Here is a 20,857-nt window from a genome sequence, read left to right on the forward strand (position 1 = left end):
ATCTTGACGGAGTCCGGACAGATCGGGGCGGTCAAGGCAGTGTCCTAACGACACGTCACTCGGTTAGATGAGTGTGGACACCAGAACACCCCGCACACCCACGGGGGACCGCACGTCGGGCTTCGACGACGCTCCCGCGCTGAGCATGGTGAAGGTGCCGAGCGATCCGGCGCAGGTCATCGTCAATCATGCGAGCTTCCGCGTGCAGCTGGGCACCGGCTCCCGTACGCAGTCCCCGCGCGTCGCACGCCACTTGAGCTCCGCCGACCCCTCACGCAGGCCCGCGACCGGCACCCTCCGCCGCGCCCCCGTCGTCTGGAGCGGGAGGTCCGCACCCGACGACACCGGCGCCACCCGCCTGCTGCAGGCCGCACGGAGCACCACCGTGCACCACGGCGCCCAGGATCCGACAGGCGACGCCGGCGCGACACAGGTCATCCCGCGCATCGACCACGACGGCGACGGATACGGCGACAGCGGCTACGACGGCAACGGCAACGGCTATCGCGGCGCCGGATACAGCGGCTATGGCGCATACGGCGGATACGACGCCGATAGCGATACGGATCCCGACGCCACCGTCGCGACCCCCACCATCGGCGGCCCCCGCAGCCCCCGAACTCCCCAGACTCCGATCCTTCCGCAGATGCGCACCTCGGGCAGCGTGGACGAGGAGTACGGCCAACACCCGTATGAGGAGGGCGAGTACGAGGCCGACGCGTACGACGACGAGACCGGCGAGGACGGCCAGCGCGGGCGCCACGCCGACCCCGTACGGCACGCGTACTACCCCGGCCGCCGGATGAACCTCGGCGTCGTCCTGCTCCCGCTGCGCCTCATCCTCGGCTTCATCTCCATCTACGCCGGCATGGGCAAGCTCTGCGACCCGCACTATTTCGACGGCGGCAAGCGCGGCTCCATGGTCAAGTGGCTCAACACCCTCCAACCGTGGGAAGTCGCCGAGCCACTACGCCAGTTCGCCCTCGAACACCCCGTCGGCTCCGGACTCCTCATCGCCTTCTTCCAGGTGATCGTCGGCGTCCTCACCGTCTTCGGCCTGTGGCAGCGGGCCGCCGCCGCCGTCGGCGCGCTGATGGCGGCCGCGCTCCTGATCACCGTCAGCTGGAAGAGCGCCCCCGCCTACGACGCGACCGACATCATCTACCTCGCCGCCTGGACCCCGCTGATCATCGCGGGCGCCCCCGTCTACTCCATCGACGGTCGCCTCGCGGGCGGCGCCTGGCGCAGGCTCGGGCCCCGCGCCCACATCTGGGACCTGCGCCGCTACGTCCTACGCCGCGGCGCCCTCATCGGCACCCTCGTCGTCGGGCTCACCCTGCTCGTCGGCTCCATGCTCGGCGGCGCCGTCCGCGACGCCGACCGCGTGGTCGTCCCCGGCCCCGGCGAGGCCCCGCGCAACGAACTCCCCGGCTCCCCGCTCCCCGAGGAGTCCGGCAACGACCGCCGCTCGGAGAGCCCCTCGGCCGGCAACTCGCCCACCCAGGGCGCCACTTCGGCCAGCCCCTCCGAGAAGGGCGACAAGAACACCCCCGGTGCGTCCCGCGAGTCCGCCACCGAGGGCGCGGGCCAGCCCAGCGAAACCCAGGGCACCGGCCAGGTCCCGCCCGCCCAGCAGCCGGCACCACCCGCCGAGGCGCCCAGCACCAGCGCGGGCCCGTCCTCCTCGGGCGGCGCCGGCACGGGCGGAACCGGGTCCCCCGGAGGCACCGGCGGCGGCAATGACTCGGGCGACGGCTCGGGTGGCAGCTCCGGCGGTTCCGGCGGCGGCTCGGACGAGGGCAGCCTGGTGGGCGGTCTGCTCGGGTAACGGTTCCGGCCAACAGCCCTTCGCTGGTGCGCAGTTGGGGCCCCGCACTCGTGAAACTCTCGCGAGTGCGGGGCCCCATTGACGTTCGTAAAGCAGACGTACGTACAGCTGACGTGACCTACGTACAACTGGCGTACGCACAGCCGCGAGGCTCAACGCCCCAGTGCCGCCAGCTCCTTCGCCGCCTCCGTCAGGTCCTTCGCGGTGTCGATGGCGCGCCAGTACGCGCCCTGCGGGATCGGGCAGCCGAACAGGCGGCGTTCGCGGGCCAGACGCGGGAACGTGGTGCGCTCGTGGTCGCCGAGGTCGGGCAGCATGTCGGTGAACTCGGGGGAGAAGACGTAGACGCCCGCGTTGATCTCGTACGACGTCGGCGGGGACTCGATGAAGTCCGTGATGTGACCGAAGTCGTCGGTCTCGACGGCGCCCCACGGGATGCGGGGGCGAGCCAGCGCGAGGGTCGCCACCGCGTCGCGCTCGGTGTGGAAGTCCGCCATGTCGCGCAGCGAGAAACGGGTCCAGATGTCACCGTTCGTCGCGAACCAGGGGCGGTCCGGGTGGGGGAGGTGCTTGGCGGCGAACTTGAGGCCGCCGCCGCGGCCCAGGGGCTCCTTCTCGACCACGGTGGTGACGCGGACGGGGAGTTCGGCCGAATCCAGCCACTGCTGGAGGACCTCGGCGAGATGGCCGCACGAGATGACCACGTCCGTCACGCCCTCCTCGGCGAGCCAGGCCAGCTGATGGCCGATGATCGGGGTCCCGGTGCCGGGGATCTCGACCATCGGCTTGGGCCGGTCGTCGGTGTAGGGACGCAGCCGCGAGCCCTGGCCGCCGGCCAGGACAACGGCTTGAACGGGGCGCGACGCGGCGCTCGGATGCTTCATGACCGGCACTGTACGTCGCGCCCCGCTCGGGGCTTCTACGGGGCTTCTACGGGGCTTGTCCGGGGCTTGTGTCGGCCGTCGGGCCGGTGTCACCCGGCCGGTCAGCCGGCCGCCCCTCAGCCCTGCCCGCCGACGCCGGCGACGCCCGTGGCGAAGGACGTGTCGCAGACGGGGCGGGAGAACGACTGCGCACGGGACGGGCCGTACTTGTTCACGGCGGCACGGCCCAGCGCGCGGGCGATGGAGGCGCAGTGCCTCGCGAGCGACGGGCGGCCGTTCACCGCCTCCTGGAGATGCGTGAGCGCCACCCCCGCGTCCTTCTCCTGCAGCTCGAGCAGGAGCTGGTCGCGCAGCACGTCCTGCGGGGCGCGGGAGGCGGGACGCGAGGACGCCTTCTCGGCGGAGGCGGCGAGCACCGAGCCCGAGGAGCCGCTCCTCGACCAGGGGACCGTGGCGACCGCGAGAGTCCCGGAGAGCACCAGGACGACGGGCAGGACGAGGGCGAGAGTACGGCCGATTCGGTGGGCAGGACCGCGGCTGTGCCGCGTCGGGCGGCCGGCGGGGCGACGGCCGTGCCGCTTCGAGGGACTGGTCGAGGGGTTAGTGGAGTGCTTCACGCGAGTGAGGGTAGCGCGGGGTAATGATTTGGCGACATTTGGTAATCAGTTCGAGCGACGGTCAACGCTCAAATTCAGGCGCGAAGTTGACGTACGCGGGTCGATATGACCGTTCTGCCGGGGTATTTGTCGACAACGAAACACCGACCAAAACCCGGCAAAAAGGGGCCCCGCAGCAAGCTGCGGGGCCCCTTCCGTCAACATGGGCGAATTCACCCGGTACGGGCGCCTTCAGTGAAGGTGCCCAGCCGCGTGCCTCGGTCGCGTGCCTCAGTCGGTGAGACGCTCACCCGTGGACGTCGAGAACACGTGGGTCTCGCCCGGCCGCGGCACGACGTGCAGCGTGGCGCCCTTCTCCGGGACCGCGCGGCCGCTGACGCGGACGACCAGGTCCTTGGTGTCGTCGCCGACCTTGGCGCTGCCGTAGACGTAACCGTCGGCGCCCAGCTCCTCGACCACGTTCACCGAGACGGCGAGGCCCGCCGGAGCGTCCTCGCTCTCCTTGGTCAGGGCCTTCGCGGCGCCGCCGTTCTGCTCGACGATGTCGAAGTGCTCCGGACGGACGCCGACCGTGACGGTGCGGTCGCCGCGGTCCGAGGCGGCCGACAGAGCCTCGCGGTTGACCGGCACCACGCTGTTGCCGAACTTCACGCCGCCGTCCGTGATCGGGACCTCGACGAGGTTCATGGCCGGCGAGCCGATGAACCCGGCGACGAACAGGTTCGCCGGCCGGTCGTACATGTTCCGCGGCGAGTCGACCTGCTGGAGCAGACCGTCCTTCAGTACGGCCACCCGGTCACCCATCGTCATGGCCTCGACCTGGTCGTGGGTCACGTACACGGTGGTGATGCCGAGACGGCGCTGGAGGCTCGCGATCTGCGTACGCGTGGACACACGCAGCTTGGCGTCGAGGTTCGACAGCGGCTCGTCCATGAGGAACACCTGCGGCTCACGCACGATCGCGCGACCCATCGCGACACGCTGCCGCTGACCACCGGAGAGCGCCTTCGGCTTACGCGCCAGGTAGTCGGTGAGGTCCAGGATCTTCGCCGCGTCCTCCACCTTCTGGCGGATCTCGGCCTTGTTGACGCCCGCGATCTTGAGCGCGAAGCCCATGTTGTCGGCGACCGTCATGTGCGGGTACAGCGCGTAGTTCTGGAACACCATGGCGATGTCCCGGTCCTTCGGCGGCAGATGCGTGACGTCGCGGTCACCGATGTGGATCGAGCCGGCGTTGACGTCCTCAAGACCCGCGAGCATGCGCAGGGAGGTGGACTTTCCGCAGCCGGAGGGACCGACGAGGACGAGGAACTCGCCGTCCGCGACATCGAGCTCGAGCTGGTCGACGGCGGGCTTGTCGCCACCCGGATAGATGCGAGTCGCCTTGTTGAACGAGACAGTGGCCATGGTGATGGGCCCCCTTCTACCGGCAGGAACGTGCCGGACGATCCGTTGTGGAAGGTGGTGCCACTACGGGTGATTCCGTTGTGGTGTTGTGGTTCAGTCCACACAGGGCGGACTGGGTCAGGACGGTACCTGGCGGTTGGCTGGTCTGTCAGTAGTCGGGGGGCTGTGGACTTCGCGGAAATTTTCGACAGGAAGAGCACCCCACTTTTGGCCACGCCCCGGTCAGGCCAGAGCGACGCACTTTTGACCATGCCTCGGGCAAGGCAAGAGCACGTGACTTTTGACCATGTCTCAAAGCTTCCTGCTTCGTCGCCCACTGCCGACCGCACACAGCCCTAGTGAGCTGCGCACGCCCGGTCTCACGCGGACTCCACAGGCATTCCGGCCGACGGCCCGTCGGTCCGTACTGCACCGGCCACTCCTACGCGGCCAGCAAACACTTCTCCAGCTCCGACGCCTTGATCACCGTCGGCGTCTTCTTCCCTGGTGGCAGTCCGGCTGCCACCAGCCAGTACAGCCGCATCCCCTCATCCCGGAGATTCACGGCGGCATTCACATCACGATCATGGACCACGCCACACTCCGTGCAGGTCCACTCCCGGACCGAGACGTCCATCCTCGGTCCCTTGGCGTGACAGGCCGAACACCGCCGGGTCGAGGGAAAGAAGCGGTCGACGATCACCAGCGTCCGGCCGTACCACTCGCACTTGTACCGCAGCTGCCGCAACAGCTCACCCCACGAGGCATCGGTGATCGCTTCGTTCAGCCTCGCCTTACGACGCTTCCCCCTGCCGCGCGCTGACCGCAGCAAGGTCACGACGGACAAGTCCTCCACCACAAGCACTTGGTTCTCGCGCACGAGGCGGGTCGTGAACTGGTCCAGCATGTCCCGGCGTACGTCACTGATGAGCGCGTAAAGACGTGCGATCTTCTGCTTGACCTTCTGCCGGTTCCGGGAACCCTTCACCTTCTTGTGCAGCTCCCGCTGCAACCGCGCCAGCTTCTCCGCGTACCGCTTCAGCAGCCGCGGGTGATCAATCTTCGTCCCGTCGTCCAGAGTGACGAGCGACGCCAGACCCAGATCCAGCCCCACCGCCTTCGGGGCCCGCGAACCCGGCACGAACACGGCGGGCAGCGGCGCTATTCGCTCCTCCACCAACGTGGACACGAAATACCGGCCCGCCCGATCCCGCATCACCGACAACCGCACCGGGACCGCCCCCGCAGGCAGCGCCCTCGACCAGCGGATGTCCAGCGGCCGCGACTGCTTGGCGAGCGTGATCAGCCCCGTACCAGGCCGCTCAGAATCCTCGACCCACTTGAAGCCCGTACGCACATAAGTCGCCGAATCCCGAGACCGCCCCTTCCTCTTCCGCTGCGGATACTTCGCCTCACCCTTGATGAACCGGCTGAACGCCTGCTCAAGATGCCGCAACGACTGCTGCAGCACCGTCGACGACACCTCCTTCAACCACGCCAACTTCTCGGCCTGCTTCCAGCCGGTCAGCGCTCGACACGTCTCTGCGAAGCCCACATTCACGCGGTGCCGCTCCCAGGCCCCGGACCGCAGAGCCAGCCCCTCGTTGTAGACCCACCGACACGCACCGAACGTTCGCGCCAACTGCTCGGCCTGCTCTTCCGTCGGATAAAAGCGGAACCGGTACAGGCGATGGTGAGTGTCGGGCTCCTTGACATGCCCCTTCAGCGGAGTCGCCTTGCGCGCGTGGTGCTTGCGGCGGTCACCGATACCGAGCGCCTCACGCTTGATGCGCTGGGCCTCCTCGCCCTTCACCGCTTTCGGCTTCGAGTTCTCCGCCGACTCCCCCATGATCCGCTCCCCAGCGATCCGATCTCCACAACAGCACGTCAGACCGATCAACGAACGGGTGCACGGATGGTTACGCACCGTCTTTGGATCGCGTGGAGGGGGGAACTTCGTGGCTTGGGGAAACGGGCTCTGTGTACAGTGGAGCCGCCTTCGTGCACGGCGTTGAAGTGCGCGATGCCTCCTTAGCTCAGTCCGGCCCAGAGCAGCTCACTTGTAATGAGCAGGTCGTCGGTTCGAATCCGACAGGGGGCTCCATGGATATGGACAACCTGCCTGCGGGGCCCGTGAGTTCGTAGCTTCATCTACGGTCGCGGTCCCGCGGCGGGGGCGGTCAGCCGGCCCTCGCGGGCGAGCCGTATGCCGCTCTCCTCGACGCGTGAGTACAACGCGACCACGCCTGCGTATGGATGAGGTCCGCGGGGCCTGCGAGTTCCGAGACGATATCGGCGTCCGCGACCTCGATCAGCCGGTCCACCAGCTCCGGCGGCAGGGCGGTATTGGCGGCGAGCCCGCACAGGACATGGTTGACAGGGGGCCTCCTGCCGGAGGCGTGGCGGCTGGCGCTGCGCCTGAACCGCCTGGGTGGCGAACCGGACAAGCCGGCTTTCGCCACCGTACCGCCGACGGGCATGTGCACGTCGAGCAAGGCGCGGGCCTGCCTGTACGACAGCCGGACCAGATCGAGGTCCGGGCATACGTCGCGCGGGCTGACGAGTCGTGCTCCGTGGGCCAACGTGTATGCGGCCACTTCGCCTCCTCTGGCGTGGAGTGTTTCGCGTCGCTGCATTGTTTGGTCGAGTAGTCCCCGGGCTGGAGAGAGCCCCGGTTGTACGGCCCGGGGTCGGCGGGCCGTACATCAGGAGCGGCGATGATGGCCTTACGGAAGGGGGATGGCGAGCACCTTGAATTCCGCGGCCGGATTGCCGACGTTGGAGAAGTTGGCGTCGACCACGTAGAGACGGCAGCCGAACGCCTTGGCCGCGGTCGGCCATGCGGCGTCCGGCACCTGGGTCGCGCCAAGGCCCCGTCCGGCGGTCAGCGACCGGGAGAGCTTGATCTCGGTCACGCCCTGGGGGCTGGCCGCGTACAGGGTCTGCCCGATCAGCTGCAGACCGTCGGCCCCCTCCCAGGTGCTGTGCAGGGTGATCCGTCGGGCGTCGACCGTCCCGGCGGTGCCGGTGGGCACCAGGTAGAGGGCCGAGCCTCCCTCGGTGGTCTCGGACTGGGCCACGATCAGGTGCCTGCCGTCGGGTGTGGCGGCGATGCCGTTGGCGTTGAAGCCGGTGCTGGTGGGGGCCCAGTCGCCGCTCAGTACCACCTTCTGGGGCGCACCGATTTTGCCGTTGTTCTTGAGCGGTACCCGGATGAGGGCGGGGCCGCGGCTGTCGGTGAGCCCGGCCGCGTTGTGGGTTACGGTCACGTCGTGAGGTAGGCGGCGTCGGGGACGGTGATGTCGGCCGGCAGCGTGCCGGACTGCGTGTCGTACACCCGGAAGCCGGGGATGGTGCCGGGGACGAAGGCGTCGCCACCGCCGGCTACCCACAGTCGGCCGAAGCGGTCGATGGCCATGCCGGAGGCCATCTTGTGCGGGCCGGGTGATGGGGCGAATTGTTTGGCGACGCCGGTCTTCAGGTCGATGCGTTGGATCGAGCCGTCGACCAGCGAGCCGGTGTAGGCCGCGCCGTTGTGGATGGCGAGGCCTTCGGGGGAGAACCCGTTCGGCAGCCGCATCACCTGGGGGATGGGCTTCGCCGAGTCCATGGCGAGGACCGGCCTGGACCGGTCCGCCGCGGGGAGCGTTCCGGCCGATGCCGGAACGGCGGACAGACCGGCGATCACCAGCGCGGTCAGGACGGGAGCCAGGACCTGTGGCAGGGACTTCTTCCGCCTGCGTCCCGTGGAGTTGTTCTGCGAGCCGGACGGCTCGTGCTGCTGGCCCTCGTCCTCGCGGCACTCCTGCCCAGGACGCCGCGCGCCGCGCTGGACGACCACGAGACCAGCCATCACCAAGGCGCCCCCGCCTGATCCCGCAGGTCAGCCGCCGCGTCCGGCGCCCTGATCCGGTCTGGCTGGCTCGGGCCCAGCCTTCCGCGTCCCTGTTCGTCGCAGCGCCAGGTGGTCGGTCCCGCCGAGGACTTGAGCCGACGCGAGATCGAGGTCGTACGGCTGCTGGCCGAGGGCCTGAGCAACCGTGTCATCGCGTCGGCGCTGTTCCTCAGTGAGGCGACGGTCAAGACCCATCTCGTACGCATCTACCGCAAGCTGAGCGCGGACAACGGAGCGGCGGCGGTGTCGGAGGGTGGGCCGCCGGGGGCTGCTTGAACTTACCTAGTTTATGCGTCAGTTCATGCGTCTTGTATGTCGTCGAGTGTGATGGCGGCGGCCGGGCAGACGGCGGCCGCTTCCCGGACGGTGGAGTGGTGGTCCTGGGGTGGTTCTGGGTCGAGCAGGGTGACGATGCCGTCGTCGTCGCGTTGGTCGAAGACGTCGGGGGCGATCAGGGCGCATTGGCCGGCGCCGCAGCATTTGGTCTCGTCCACGCTGATCTTCACGTTCCTTGGCCTCCTTCCTGCGCTACCAGCGCACGGGGACCTCGCGGAGGCCGCCGACCAGTAGGCCTTCTACGCGCTGTAGTTCGTCGGTGGGGACGGCCAGGGCGAGGGTGGGGAGTTTGTGGAGGAGGGTTTCGAGGACGACTTGGAGTTCGGTGCGGGCCAGGGATTGGCCGAGGCAGGAGTGGGGGCCGGCGCCGAAGGTCAGGTGGGGGTTGGGGGTGCGGGTGAGGTCCATTTCGTCTGGGTTGGTGAAGGTGTTCTTGTCGCGGTTGGCGGAGGGCAGGGCGCAGAAGACGGTGGTGCCGCTCGGGAGTAGTTCTCCGTTGATGTTGGTGTCTTCGGTGAGGTAGCGGCGGATGCCGAAGCCGCCGAGGTTGGCGTCGTAGCGGAGTGCTTCGTCGACCGCGGTGCGGATCAGGGAGGGGTCGGCCAGTAGGCGTTCCCAGCGGGAGCGGTCCGCGAGGAGCATGGCGATCATCTTGCCGATCATGTTGGCGGTGGTCTCGTGGCCGGCGACCAGGAGGCCCATCCCGGTGCTCAGCAGTTCGGGGTCGGTCATTCCCTCGCCTTCTGCCTCGCTCTCCTTGATCAGCATGCTGAGGAGGTCTTCGCCGGGCTCGGCGCGCTTGGCCGCGATGAGGTCGGTCATGTACTGGATGAACTCGGCGTGCGCGGCCCGGGTTTCGTCCTTCGAGAAGCGGGTGACGTTCAGGAAGGCGTCGGACCAGTAGGAGAAGCGCTCGCGGTCCTCGGCGGGGGCGCCGAGCAGGTCGCAGATGACGTAGACCGGGAGGGGGAAGCCGAGGGCTGCCTTGAGGTCGCCGGGCCGGCCGCGGTCGACCATGTCGTCGATGAGGCTTTCGGCCGTCTTCGTCATGCCGGTGCGCAGTGCCCTCATGCGTTTGGCGGTGAAGTACTTGCCTACCTGTCGCCGCCACCTGAGGTGGGGTTCGCCGTTTTCGGGGATGGCCAGTTCGTAGTCGCCGGTGGCGGCGGAGCCACCTGCACCTTCGGGGGCGACCCTGGCGCCGTTGTCCGTGGTGGTGGGTCGGGCGAAGCGGGGGTCGGTGAGGAGGTTTCTGACGTCGTCGTAACGGGTGAGGAGCTTGCCGGTGTCTCCGCTGGGGAGTTCGACGGTGGCCACCGGGCATTGGCCGCGCAGCCGTTCCCATTCGGCCGGTGGCTCCAGTGGTCCGTCGGTGGGCATCGGCAGATGGATGACCTGGTCGTTCTGGCTCATCTGGCGTCTCCTCGTGGGGGGAGGTGTTGTGCGACAGCGGTGCCGACGGTGCCGATGACGCCGACGACGGCGACGACGGCTCGTTCACGGTGCTGCACGATACGTACGTCGTGCATGATGCATCAATAGTGCATCATGCACTTTCCATGCATGGCGCATTATCGACGTAGGGTGGAGATACGGTGACGCGGGCAAGCGCACCTGTCGCCAACGTTTGTGCAGGCAAGGGAGATCGGCGTGGATGCCCGAGAGGCGGGGGAGCGCATCGAGCGGGAGCTGCTGATCCTGACGCGGAACCGGGAGTCGTCGACACCGCGTGGCGTACGCGGCGGGGGCGCCCTGGACCGTAGCGCCTACGCGCTGCTCAGCAGGCTGGAAGTCCAGGGACCGATGTCGATCCCGGACTTCGTCGAGGCGTTCGGGCTCGCCGCTTCCACGTTCACCCGGCAGACCTCGGCGCTGCTGCGGGAGGGCCTGGTGGAGCGGACGCTGGATCCGGACGGCGGGGTGGCCCGGAAGTTCCGGCTCACCGAAGAGGGCATGAAGCGCCTTGCCGCGCAGCGCGAGGAGATCATCGACGGCCTGACCCAGGTCGTCGCCGAGTGGCAGCCCGAGCGTTTGCAGCGCTTTGTCGCCGACCTGCGGCAGTTCAACACCGACATCGAACGGATCACGGGCCGCTCCTGGCCGCGACCGACGCCTCAGGGCACCGACGAGCAGCACACGCGTGACTGACTCGTAGCCGGTTCCTCGCGCCCGGGTGGGTTCGGCCACTGTGGACCCGCCTGGCATCGCACGGCAGCGCCCTCGGGCGGCCACCGGTGTTCTCCGGCGGGCCGTCCGAGGGCCGACGCGTCAGGCTGTCTGCCGGTCAGGAGGTAGGGGACCACCACATGGCAAGGGCGAGGACGGCCACGGTGGAGGCGATGGTGCTGAAGTCGTACCGCCCTTGCGGGGCGGCCGGCGCCACACCGGTGCCGTCGAGTCGCCGCTGGAGGTTTTCGCCGATCACCTGCCAGTTGGTCACCAGGCCCACGTCGGAGTCATCGAAGCGGTATCCCCAGTCGTCGGTCCAGCCGTTGATGATCCGGTCGGAGATGGCGTGGAACCGGGCACCCTCGGCGATGGCTTCCACGAACCACAGGAGCGCTCCGGCCCTGGCGCGGTCTGCGGCATTCCTGTCGTTGCCTGCGACTGGCGGGTTGTTGAGCGCGTTCGCGTTGTCCCGGAGATCGCGGGTGGAGAACATCGGCGTCGTTCTGGTCTGGCCGGCGTAGCCGGGCAGGCCATTGCTGGCGGTGTAACTGCCCGAGAACGGGAGCACCTCTGCGGAGTTCGGTTCCGTGGACGAAGACGGCAGCCAGTTCACGTTCTGGAGGGTCGCGTCCGAGGTGTAGCGGTAGGTGCGGTCGCGGGGATTGTAGTAGCCCTGCACGTACAGATTGTGGGCGTTCATGACGATCCGGGTCAGCAGGTTCGGCCCGTCGTACACGTTGACGAGGAAGAAGTCGTCGGTGGCCTTCTCGGTGGCCCACACCGTCTGTGCGCCGTTGCCGTAGATCGCCTGCTCGTTGACTCGGCCGCGGACATCGTTGATCATCTGCTGGTAGCTGCTCCGGCCTCCGCTGATGTCCCAGTTGATGTCCTCCGGGTCGTCGATCGCGAAGGCCTTGGACGCACCGAGGGGGCTGAGCAGGGCCAGGAGCAGCGCGAGCAGTACCGCGCCGGCGGTGGCGATGGTCGTTCTGGTGCGTCGGCCGCCCGGAGGGCTGCCTACAACGATGTCAGGACTCATGTGCTTCTCCTTGTGTGCAATGAGCGTCGTGCCTGACCGACGCTTGCAACCGGAGCGTTGATTGGCACGTCCCTTCCACCAGGGCAATCAACCTCGTGGACAGCACTGGATTGTTTGCCGGACCGTTTCGTCGCCGGTGTCAACGGCCGATGTCACATCGGGAAAGGGTTCACGCCCGAGCGGTGCGGTCCGTACGTTTGCCGCCCTGAACGGCGTTTTCGCCAGCCATACAGCCACGTACGGCCATAGCGCGTACGGACAACAGACATGCACTGCCATAGCCACGTACTGCCACAGGAAAGGGGACGGCTTCGTGGGACGTCCCGAAAGAACGGTGGATCCGGCTGCCGGTCCGGTGCAGCGCCTCGCCCACGAGTTGCGGGAGCTGCGCAAGGCCGCCGGCTGCCCGTCGTACCGGACCATGGCCCAGGCGGCCGGGTTCTCGGCGACGACGTTGTCCCAGGCGGCGGCCGGGCAGCGGCTGCCGTCGCTGGCCGTGGTCCTGGGGTACGTACGAGCCTGTGGCGGCGAACCCGGGGAGTGGGAGCCGCGGTGGAAGGCGGCCGAGGCGGAGGCCGCGGAGATCCCCGTGGACGAGCAGACGGACGAGGACGCGGCGCCGCCGTACCGGGGTCTCGCGCGCTTCGAGCCCGCCGACCGTGACCTGTTCTTCGGCCGGGACCGGCTGGTCCACGAGCTGTGCGAGCTGGTGTCCGAGCAGCGGTTCGCGGTGGTGTTCGGGGCGTCCGGGAGCGGGAAGTCCTCGCTGCTGCGGGCCGGGCTGATCCCGCGTCTTCAGGAGGAGATCGCGGAGCTGGGGAGTCCGGCGGTGCTGCGGATCCTCACTCCGGGGAACCGGCCCGCCGCCCGGTACGAGCACCTGCTGGCCCCGGCCGAGGACGAGCCGGAGAGCTGGGTCGTGGTGGACCAGTTCGAGGAGGTCTTCACCCTGTGCCGGGACAAGGCCGAGCGGGCCCGCTTCATCGACCTGCTGCTGGCCGCCCGGAAGCCGGACAGCCGGTTGCGGGTGCTGATCGCGGTGCGGGCCGACTTCTACGCCCGGTGCGCCGAGCATCGGGAGCTTGCGGACATGCTGCGCGGCGCCGCGCTGCTGGTCGGGCCGATGACGGCGGACGAGCTGCGGGAGACGGTCGTCAAACCGGCGCAGGCGGCTGGTCTGCTGGTGGAGCGGGAGCTGACCGCCCGGATCGTCGAGGAGGTCCTGGACCGGCCCGGCGCGCTGCCGATGCTCTCGCACGCCCTGCTGGAGACCTGGCGGCGGCGCCGCGGCCGGCTGCTGACCCTGGCCTCGTACGAGGCGGCCGGCGGGGTGGGCGGCGCGATCGCGGCCAGTGCCGAGGAGGTGTACGGGCAGCTGACCGCGGACCAGGCGGATGCCGCCCGGCGCCTGCTGCTGCGGATGGTCGAGCCGGGGCGCGGCACCCCCGACACCCGGCGCCCGCTGAACCGGGCCGAACTCGACGCCTTGGCGTGCCCCTACGTGCCGGTGGTGGTGGAGCGGCTGGCCCGCGCCCGACTGCTCACCGCCGACGAGGTGGACGTGCACCTGGCCCACGAGGCGCTGATCACCCGCTGGCCCCGGCTGCACGGCTGGATCGAGGAGCACCGCGAGCGGCTGCGCCACCACCGGGCGCTGACCGAGGCGGCCCGCGCCTGGCTGGAGCACGAACGTGACCCGGGCACGCTGTACCGGGGCGTCCGGCTGGCCCGCGCGGAGGAACTGTTCCCTGACCCCGCGCGGGACCCTGAACTGACCGCGGCGGAGCGGGAGTTCCTCGTCGCCGCCTTCGAGGCCCGCGACGCGGAACGCCAGGCCGCCGCCCGCTCGGCGCATCGGGCACGGGCCGCGGTGGGTGTGCTGTCGGCCGTACTCGCGGTGGCGCTCGTCGCCGGACTGGTCGCGTTGCTGGAGCACCGCGACAACCAGCGGCGGCGCACCGACGAGGCGGCCCGCCGTATCGCCGCCGTCACGGAGTCCCTGCGTACGACCGATCCCCGCACCGCACAGCTCCTGGGTGTCGCCGCCTGGCGCGCGGCCCACCTCCCGGAGACTAGGCGGGCCTTGCTGGGCTCACTCGGCCAGCCAGAACCCGACTCCTTCAACGACCCGGCGCCCGGCGACGGTCCCAGCCGCTTTCTGACCCACTCGGGCCGCAGGCTGCTCAGCGTCGAGGGACGAGTGTGGCGAACCTGGGACGTGGTCCGGCATCGACAGCTTGCCTCGGGTCGCCTGCCGGAGGGCGGCAAGGTGGTCGGCGCCGCTTCGGACGGGCGGTTGCTGTCGATCGTCGGGGACGACGGGAAGCGGCTGTGGGACACGGCCGCCGGGCGGTGGCGCGGCGACCGGTTGCCTTCCTCGGCCTTCGTGGACTTCTCCGGGACCAGTTACCTCGTGGGCGACACGAGCGACTCCAAGGTGCAGGTGCGCTCGTCCGCAGACGACGGCCTGCGGTTCCAGACGCAGGCGGCGAGTACGACGGTGGTGGCGCCGAGCACGGACGGCCGGCTGGTCGCGTCCTGCCCTGACGGGTCTTCGGCGGCCCAGGTGCGGGACTTGAAGGAGGGGCGCACGCTGCCCGGGAGCTGGGAACGGGACGGCGAGATCTGCGGCCAGGACCGGTCGCAGCTCGTGCTCGACGGCGGGCAGCGTTTCGCCGCGGTCACCTGGACCGGGGTGCACGTCTTCGATGTCCGGTCGGGGCGAGGGCTGGCAGACCTCGTGGATCCGGGGGTGAAGTACGTCTCCTTCAGTAAGGACGGGAAGTTCCTGGCGACCGCCGACGGGGAGGAGGTCAGGGTGTGGCGCCTCACCGGCGACACGTCGGCCCCGGTGTTCCGGCACTCCCTGAACAACCAGCACCCGTCCGGCGGCCTGGCCTGGGATCCGGACCGCCCCGTCCTGCGGTACCTGGAGGGCGGTACGGTTCATTCCCTCGACGTCGCGCAGGCCGTGACGCCCGCCTGGCGCGATCAGTCACTGGACGCGGTACGCCTCAGCCCGGACGGCCGCACCCTCGCCACCGCCCGCCGCAGCGGCGACCGCTTCCGCTTCGAACTGCGCGACACGGGCAACGGCAAGCTGCTGCGGACGCTGCCGTCCGCGCCGCTCCCCGTCTCCCGCGACCCCGAGGAGCCGGTGAACCTGGGAGACACCTCACCACTGCTGGCGTTCGGCCCCGACGGCAAGACGCTCGCGTACGGAATCTCGGAGCCCGGCACCGTGGCGTCCTCGCGGCCCGTCACGATCTGGGACGTCGCGAAGGGCCGGGCCCGCACCACGCTGGACCTGGGGACGAGGACATCGGCATCCCCGGTGCTCACGCTCGCCCTGGGCCCGGACGCCCGCACGCTCTACGCCACCCGCGCCCCGGGCATCGGCGAGCTGAGCAACGAGGTCTGGGACACGGCGGCCCACCGTAGAACGGCGGTCCTGCCGGCCCTGTCCAGCAGCAACCTGGCCGTACGCCCCGACGGCCGGCTCCTGGTCGGCGACAACCGTACGGCGGAACTGCCGGACGGCAAGATCGCCGGACAGGACCTGGTCCAGGGCAACGGGATCGGCGCCCTCGCCTTCGCCGCGGACGGTTCCCGGCTGGTGGCCGGGGACCAGACGGGCCGGGTGGCGCTGTGGGACGGCGAGGTCCGGGAGCGAGCCGGGCTCCTGCGGAACGTCTTCCCGGCCCCGGTCAGCGTGGAGTCCGCTGACGACTCCGCCGGCGACCTCCTCGGCGACAGCTCGGAAGCCGTGAGCGCCCTCGCCGTCAGCCCCGACGGGCGCACCATCGCCGTGGGCGGCGAGGCGGGCACGCTCCAGCTCTGGGACCTCGACACCCAACAACCCCTCGGCGGCCCGCTGACGACGCCGGGCGAGAAGATCGACACGGTGGCGTTCAGCGCCCACAGCGGCACGGTGTACGCGGGGAGCGCGCACGTCCCGCTCCAGCGGTACACCATCGCACCGTCGAAGGCGGTCGAGACGGTGTGCGCGAGGATGGCGGAGGGTGGCGGCGACCCGGGCGGTCTGACGCGGGCGCAGTGGAAGACGTACGTGGGGGATGTGCCGTATCGGAAGGTGTGCGGGGGCTGACGCACCCGGCAGGCGCTGACCGACCTCCGGCGATTGATTGCCCTGATGGAGCGGCTGGCTGATCAATTCCCAGGCGCTGAGGATCGAACCGTCGCTGTCCCGGTCATCCCCCTCTTCCCCCCTCCGACCGGGACAGCGGCCATAACACCCGACGAGGGTGTCGAACGATCCGACGGGAGAACCCATCCATGAAGGCTCTCAAGACCGGCCGCCGTCGCCTAGCCATGCTGACGCCCGCCCTGGCCCTCCTCCTGGTCCCCTTCTCCACGGGGACGGCCAACGCCAACACCAGCCCCGGCTGGGGCGACGACAAACCCGACGTGATCTGGGACTGCAACAACGACAACGCCGACTCCTGCCAGTACCGCGAGGTCAACGCGTGGACCGAGCTGGGCGAGCGGCGTCAGGTCGGCAACGCGGTGTACAACTGCGCGGGCAGTGCCGACCTGGGCTACGACCGCATCTTCAGGATCGACCGCACCACCGAGTACTCCTTCAGTCAGACGACCTCGGTGGAGGTGAAGGCCGGTTTCTCGGACGTCCTCGAAGGCGGCATGTCCGCCGGCGTGTCACAGGAGGAGACCTGGAAAGCGGGCGACACGGTCAGCGCCAGCACCACCCTCAAGGGGATCATCAAGCCCGGTGAGGCGGGCGGCTACTGGTTCGCGCCGTACGAGCGGAACTCCCAGGGCTGGCTCGAGGTCCACTACGGCAAGCGCAAGAACGGCCACTACCACTGGTACTACCCGGGCCAGGGCTCCACGGGCGTCCACATCAAGACGCCGGTGCTGTGGCCGGACGGCACGATGAAGGGCAAGTGGTACTGGGCGACCTGGAAGTGCTGACGCCCTCCGGATCTGTTCCTTGAGAGTCTCATTCTCAAGAGTTCTCAAGAGTTCTCACGAGTTCTTACGAGACCCTTGCGCACCGCTTACGAGACCCTGACGCGGGCCCGGAACCGGTTCGTCTCACGTCCCCCACTGGTCACTCTTGTGCTGTTCCGCAGGGCGCGGACGTGGGGGACGAGAGACCGAGGAGCCGGGCGTGGGCACGTACGACAGGAATGGCCGTCGCAGTGGGCACAAGCATGGGCACCAGAGTGGGCACCGGGCGAAGTCCAAGTCGCGGCGGGTCATGATCGGGGCCGGAGTGCTCGCCTCGGTGGGGGCGGTGACGGCGGCGGTGTCCGTGGCCAATGCCGGGCAGTACGCGCGCACCACGTCGGCCGGAGCCGATCAGGCGGTGTTCGTGCAGGGCAACGAGCTGAACGGGAACATGATCCATGTGTTCGCGCGGGCCGACGACGGAAAGCTGTCGCCGGCAGGGGAGTTCGCGACCGGCGGCAAGGGCGGCGACCAGGTCGACGCGCCCACCGACTCCCTCGCCTCGCAGGGCTCGCTCGTTTACGACGACGCCTCCGGGATGCTCCTCGCCGTCAACGCGGGCAGCGGCACGGTGACCTCGTTCCGCGTCGAGGGGACCGAGCTGAAGGCTCCGAAGCAGGTGGACTCGGGCGGGGAGTTCCCGGCGAGCATCGCGGTGCGCGGGAAGGTGGCGTACGTGATGAATGCGGGCGGAGCGGGCAGCGTCCAGGGCTTCACGATCACCAAGAAGGGGCTCAAGCCGCTGAAGGGCTCGCACCGTTCGCTGGGGCTGGACAACGAGAATGTGCCGCGCTTCGACACCTCGCCCGGCGAGGTCGAGTTCACTCCGGACGGCCGCAACCTGGTGGTCACCACCAAGGCCGCCAACACGGTCGAGGTGTTCCCGCTGAAGCGGAACGGGCTGCCCGCCGTCGACGAGCCGGTCGTCAACAAGTCCGCGGGCGGTGTCCCGTTCGCGATCAGCTTCGACAAGTCGGGCAAGCGGATGCTGGTCGCGGAGGCCGAGAAGTCGACGGTGACGGCGTATCAGGTGAAGCGCAACGGCAAGCTGAAGGTCCTGCAGAAGCCGCTGGCCAACGGCCAGGAGACGCTGTGCTGGCTGGTGCGCGCCGGCAACTACTTCTACGGCGGCAACACCGGGAACTCGACGGTCAGCGGCTACCGCATGGCCAAGAGCGGCAAGCTCGCCCTCACCAACGACGTGGGCATCGCCACCCCGCCCTCCGCCAACTCCCAAGGCGTGATCGACCTCGCCGTGACCGAGGACGAGAAATTCGTCTACGTGCAGAACGCGGTCTCCGGCACCGTCGACGGCTTCCGTGTCGAGAAGAACGGCGCGCTTACGAAGGTGACGACCGCCGAGGACCTGCCGGTCTTCAAGGAGGCGGGCATGGAGGGCATCGCCGCGAAGTGACGTCGGGCGATGGGCTGTTGGTGCATAGGTCAGCTGTCAGCCGTTGACCTGGGCCCTTCTGTCACGGCTGTCGAGCTCAGGCACCGTCAGTCCCGCCGCCGACGCGATGACGCGGGCGGTGCGGAGCCCTTCCTCGTACGGAGTGCCGCCGAGGACGGGCCGGCAGCGGCCCAGCTCCGGGGCGTACTCGGCCATGACCGCGCCCGCGTGGTCCGTGGTGAGTTCGGTGAGCGGAGCCGGGCGGCCGCAGTCGGCGAGGACCGACTGGAACTCGAGGGCGTTGTTGAAGTCGCAGACCCTGTCGGCCGTGCCGTGGACCAGGTGGATCGGCAGGGGCGGCGCGGTGGCGCAGACAGCCATGGGGGAGGGGAGACCGAGGAGGGGTTCGGGCTGGTTGTAGCGGGCGGCGATGCCGACGACCGCCGCCGGGCGCCAGCCCTCCGGAGGGTCGGGCCGAAGGGCGGTGGCCATGGCGGCCCGGCCGCCGAGGGACCAGCCGACGAGGACGACACGGGCGGGATCCGGTACGTAGTCCCAGGTGAAGCGGAGGGAGGCCGCGAGGTGGGGCCGCCCCCCGTCGGCGGCGTCGGGCCGCCAGTCGGGGACGATGACGGTGGCGCCGAGGCGGGCGACGGTGCTGGCGAGGGCGCCGAGGACATCGCGCTCGGCGGGACCGCGCCCGTGCCAGAGGAGGACGGCCGGCGCGTCCGGGTCGGCACCCTGGTGGATGTCGAGGAGCTGGCCGTCGGCCGAGTACCGGATGGTGTCGACGATGGTGGTGTCCATATGTGTGTGCCCCCTGCCTCAGCGGCCCGCGACCCGGTCGGCGATACGTGCCAGCCGGGACGACTGCGCGGCCTGCGTGCCCCGTTCACGGCGATCGGCGGCTCGATACGTCGCGTACATGCCGTGTACCCCGATCCAGCGCAACGGCTCGGGTTCCCACTTGCGGACCTTGTGACCGACCCAGGGCAGTGTGGTGAGTTCGGTCGCGCCGGACTGCCCGGAGTCCTGCTGGATCAGGTCGCACAGGGTACGGGCGGCGAGGTTGGTGGTGGCGACCCCGGAGCCGACGTAGCCGCCGGCCCAGCCGAGGCCGGTGGAGCGGTCGAGGGTGACGGTGGCACACCAGTCGCGGGGCACACCGAGGACGCCGGACCAGGCGTGGGCCACTTCCACCCCGGTGAGCTGCGGGAAGAGACGGAGAAGGAGCTCCCGTAGCGCCTCGACGGTCGCCGGCTGCGTACGGCCGTCGTTGTCCGTGCGCGACCCGAAGCGGTACGGGACGCCGCGGCCTCCGAGCGCGATACGGCCGTCGGCGGTGCGCTGGGCGTACATGTACGCGTGCGCCATGTCGCCGAGGGTTTCGCGGCCCTCCCAGCCCACCGACTCCCACTGCTCGGGCGTGAGCGGTTCGGTGGCGATCATCGACGAGTTCATGGGGAGCCAGGTGCGTCTCTGTCCCTTCAACGAGGCGGTGAAGCCCTCGGTGCAGCGCAGGACGTAGGGGGCGCGGACGGTGCCGTACGGAGTGACCGCGTGCTTCGGCCGGATCTCGGTGACGGGCGTCGACTCGTGGATGGTGACGCCGAGTGCTTCGACGGCACGCGCGAGTCCCTGGACGAGCTTGACGGGGTTAAGGCGGGCGCCGTGCGGAGTCCAGGTGGAGCCGACGGCGTCGGCGACGCGAACGCGCTCGGCGGTCTCGCGGGCGCCGTACAGCTCGCGGTCCTTCTCCCCGTACGACAGCTCTGCCTCATGGAAGGCCTTCAGGCGAGCCAACTGAGCGGGCGTACAGGCGACTTCGAGTACGCCTCCCTGGTGGATGTCCGCGTCGATGCCCTCCGCCTCGGCGACCCGGACGACCTCCGCCACCGTCTCGTTCATCGCCTTCTGGAGGCGTACGGCGGCCTCGTGGCCGTGCACGCGCGCGTGGCGGTCGCGTCCGGCGATGCCGTTGTAGAGCCAGCCGCCGTTGCGGCCGGAGGCGCCGTAGCCGCAGAACTTCTGTTCAAGGACGGTGATACGGAGGAAGGGGGCGGCCTTTTTCAGGTAGTACGCGGTCCACAGGCCGGTGAAGCCGCCGCCGACGATGACGACGTCCGCGGCGGCGTCCGAGGGGAGGGGTTCGCGGGGCGCGGGGAGTCCCTCTTGCGCGTACCAGAACGATATGCCGCCGTTGATGACGGTGCGGGCGGTGTGTCCGGCCGTGCTGCCCGTGTGCCCCGGGCCGCCCACGCTCTCCGTGCTGCTCATGCGCCGGACGTTAGCGTCTGAGGGCCGTGGGTGTCTCCTCC

17 protein-coding genes, 1 tRNA gene and 1 pseudogene are annotated in these 20,857 nt (G+C 69.6%); 7 read left to right on the forward strand and 12 right to left on the reverse strand.

Annotated features, from left to right (window positions below; genetic code table 11):
* Positions 1-67 precede the first annotated feature (67 nt).
* Positions 68-1,828: a DoxX family protein gene (locus G6048_RS11880; protein ID WP_165339458.1), complete on the forward strand. Its 1,761-nt coding sequence runs from the start codon at positions 68-70 to the stop codon at positions 1,826-1,828.
* Between the two features lie 152 nt (positions 1,829-1,980).
* On the opposite strand, the gene G6048_RS11885 is transcribed toward G6048_RS11880, so the two are convergent.
* The 4 genes from G6048_RS11885 to G6048_RS11900 form a co-directional block, all read right to left on the reverse strand.
* Entirely contained in the window at positions 1,981-2,712 is a 732-nt protein-coding gene (locus G6048_RS11885) for a nucleotidyltransferase family protein (protein WP_165339459.1), read from the reverse strand.
* Between the two features lie 116 nt (positions 2,713-2,828).
* Positions 2,829-3,329: a hypothetical protein gene (locus G6048_RS11890; protein ID WP_408056130.1), complete on the reverse strand. Its 501-nt coding sequence runs from the start codon at positions 3,327-3,329 to the stop codon at positions 2,829-2,831.
* A gap of 270 nt (positions 3,330-3,599) precedes the next feature.
* The gene (locus G6048_RS11895) at positions 3,600-4,736 is read right to left on the reverse strand and encodes an ABC transporter ATP-binding protein (RefSeq protein ID WP_165339460.1); all 1,137 of its coding nucleotides are present in this window, start codon (positions 4,734-4,736) and stop codon (positions 3,600-3,602) included.
* Positions 4,737-5,157: 421 nt separating this feature from the next.
* Positions 5,158-6,564, reverse strand: coding sequence for an RNA-guided endonuclease InsQ/TnpB family protein (locus tag G6048_RS11900; RefSeq protein ID WP_165339461.1), 1,407 nt, complete (start codon positions 6,562-6,564; stop codon positions 5,158-5,160).
* 176 nt (positions 6,565-6,740) lie between these two features.
* On the opposite strand from G6048_RS11900, the gene G6048_RS11905 reads away from it, so the two are divergent.
* Positions 6,741-6,819: transfer RNA gene (locus G6048_RS11905), tRNA-Thr, on the forward strand.
* Positions 6,820-6,895: 76 nt separating this feature from the next.
* Here the strand turns inward: G6048_RS11905 and G6048_RS51785 are convergent.
* The 3 genes from G6048_RS51785 to G6048_RS11925 all read right to left on the reverse strand — a co-directional run bounded on the left by G6048_RS51785 (position 6,896) and on the right by G6048_RS11925 (position 8,568).
* Complete coding sequence (locus tag G6048_RS51785) at positions 6,896-7,312, reverse strand: hypothetical protein (protein ID WP_408056131.1); 417 nt, start codon at positions 7,310-7,312, stop codon at positions 6,896-6,898.
* Positions 7,313-7,441: 129 nt separating this feature from the next.
* Positions 7,442-7,984, reverse strand: coding sequence for an SMP-30/gluconolactonase/LRE family protein (locus tag G6048_RS11920; protein ID WP_165339462.1), 543 nt, complete (start codon positions 7,982-7,984; stop codon positions 7,442-7,444).
* Positions 7,981-8,568 carry an NHL repeat-containing protein gene (locus G6048_RS11925; protein ID WP_165339463.1) on the reverse strand — a complete coding sequence of 196 codons (588 nt, stop codon included), beginning with the start codon at positions 8,566-8,568 and terminating at the stop codon, positions 7,981-7,983. Before G6048_RS11925 ends, G6048_RS11920 begins: the two co-directional genes overlap by 4 nt.
* Before the next feature lie 120 nt (positions 8,569-8,688).
* Here G6048_RS11925 and G6048_RS11930 point away from each other — a divergent pair.
* Positions 8,689-8,896, forward strand: a pseudogene (locus G6048_RS11930) (LuxR C-terminal-related transcriptional regulator); the annotation flags it as partial.
* A 13-nt stretch (positions 8,897-8,909) separates the two neighbouring features.
* On the opposite strand, the gene G6048_RS11935 reads toward G6048_RS11930, so the two are convergent.
* Both G6048_RS11935 and G6048_RS11940 read right to left on the reverse strand, forming a co-directional pair.
* The gene (locus G6048_RS11935) at positions 8,910-9,116 is read right to left on the reverse strand and encodes a ferredoxin (RefSeq protein WP_165339464.1); all 207 of its coding nucleotides are present in this window, start codon (positions 9,114-9,116) and stop codon (positions 8,910-8,912) included.
* Positions 9,117-9,138: 22 nt separating this feature from the next.
* On the reverse strand, positions 9,139-10,359 hold the full coding sequence (locus G6048_RS11940; RefSeq protein WP_165339465.1) for a cytochrome P450: 1,221 nt from the start codon (positions 10,357-10,359) through the stop codon (positions 9,139-9,141).
* 237 nt (positions 10,360-10,596) lie between these two features.
* Here G6048_RS11940 and G6048_RS11945 point away from each other — a divergent pair, with 237 nt between their 5' ends.
* A complete protein-coding gene (locus G6048_RS11945) occupies positions 10,597-11,094 on the forward strand; it encodes a MarR family winged helix-turn-helix transcriptional regulator (protein WP_165339466.1) in 498 nt (165 codons plus the stop codon).
* Positions 11,095-11,230: 136 nt separating this feature from the next.
* Here G6048_RS11945 and G6048_RS11950 read toward each other — a convergent pair whose 3' ends face one another.
* Positions 11,231-12,154, reverse strand: a complete 924-nt coding sequence (locus G6048_RS11950; RefSeq protein WP_165339467.1) for a ribosome-inactivating family protein — start codon at positions 12,152-12,154, stop codon at positions 11,231-11,233.
* 313 nt (positions 12,155-12,467) lie between these two features.
* On the opposite strand from G6048_RS11950, the gene G6048_RS11955 reads away from it, so the two are divergent.
* From G6048_RS11955 to G6048_RS11965, 3 genes are all read left to right on the forward strand, one after another.
* Complete coding sequence (locus G6048_RS11955; RefSeq protein ID WP_165339468.1) at positions 12,468-16,262, forward strand: nSTAND1 domain-containing NTPase; 3,795 nt, start codon at positions 12,468-12,470, stop codon at positions 16,260-16,262.
* Between the two features lie 188 nt (positions 16,263-16,450).
* Positions 16,451-17,107, forward strand: coding sequence for a hypothetical protein (locus G6048_RS11960; protein WP_165339469.1), 657 nt, complete (start codon positions 16,451-16,453; stop codon positions 17,105-17,107).
* Positions 17,108-17,306: 199 nt separating this feature from the next.
* Entirely contained in the window at positions 17,307-18,560 is a 1,254-nt protein-coding gene (locus G6048_RS11965) for a lactonase family protein (RefSeq protein ID WP_328825749.1), read from the forward strand.
* A 36-nt stretch (positions 18,561-18,596) separates the two neighbouring features.
* Here the strand turns inward: G6048_RS11965 and G6048_RS11970 are convergent, their stop codons facing one another.
* A complete protein-coding gene (locus G6048_RS11970) occupies positions 18,597-19,346 on the reverse strand; it encodes an alpha/beta hydrolase (RefSeq protein WP_165339470.1) in 750 nt (249 codons plus the stop codon).
* Positions 19,347-19,364: 18 nt separating this feature from the next.
* A complete protein-coding gene (locus G6048_RS11975) occupies positions 19,365-20,816 on the reverse strand; it encodes an NAD(P)/FAD-dependent oxidoreductase (RefSeq protein WP_165339471.1) in 1,452 nt (483 codons plus the stop codon).
* Positions 20,817-20,857: the final 41 nt, after the last annotated feature.

This window comes from Streptomyces ureilyticus (genome assembly GCF_011045025.1).
GTDB lineage: Bacteria > Actinomycetota > Actinomycetes > Streptomycetales > Streptomycetaceae > Streptomyces > Streptomyces ureilyticus.

Coding starts and splice junctions, on each gene's coding strand:
- G6048_RS11950 (WP_165339467.1), bottom strand. CDS start 12,154: ATGAGTCCTGACATCGTTGTAGGCAGCCCTCCGGGCGGCCGACGCACC.
- G6048_RS11885 (WP_165339459.1), bottom strand. CDS start 2,712: ATGAAGCATCCGAGCGCCGCGTCGCGCCCCGTTCAAGCCGTTGTCCTG.
- G6048_RS11895 (WP_165339460.1), bottom strand. CDS start 4,736: ATGGCCACTGTCTCGTTCAACAAGGCGACTCGCATCTATCCGGGTGGC.
- G6048_RS11880 (WP_165339458.1), top strand. CDS start 68: ATGAGTGTGGACACCAGAACACCCCGCACACCCACGGGGGACCGCACG.
- G6048_RS11900 (WP_165339461.1), bottom strand. CDS start 6,564: ATGGGGGAGTCGGCGGAGAACTCGAAGCCGAAAGCGGTGAAGGGCGAG.
- G6048_RS11940 (WP_165339465.1), bottom strand. CDS start 10,359: ATGAGCCAGAACGACCAGGTCATCCATCTGCCGATGCCCACCGACGGA.
- G6048_RS11975 (WP_165339471.1), bottom strand. CDS start 20,816: ATGAGCAGCACGGAGAGCGTGGGCGGCCCGGGGCACACGGGCAGCACG.
- G6048_RS11960 (WP_165339469.1), top strand. CDS start 16,451: ATGAAGGCTCTCAAGACCGGCCGCCGTCGCCTAGCCATGCTGACGCCC.
- G6048_RS11925 (WP_165339463.1), bottom strand. CDS start 8,568: ATGGCTGGTCTCGTGGTCGTCCAGCGCGGCGCGCGGCGTCCTGGGCAG.
- G6048_RS11970 (WP_165339470.1), bottom strand. CDS start 19,346: ATGGACACCACCATCGTCGACACCATCCGGTACTCGGCCGACGGCCAG.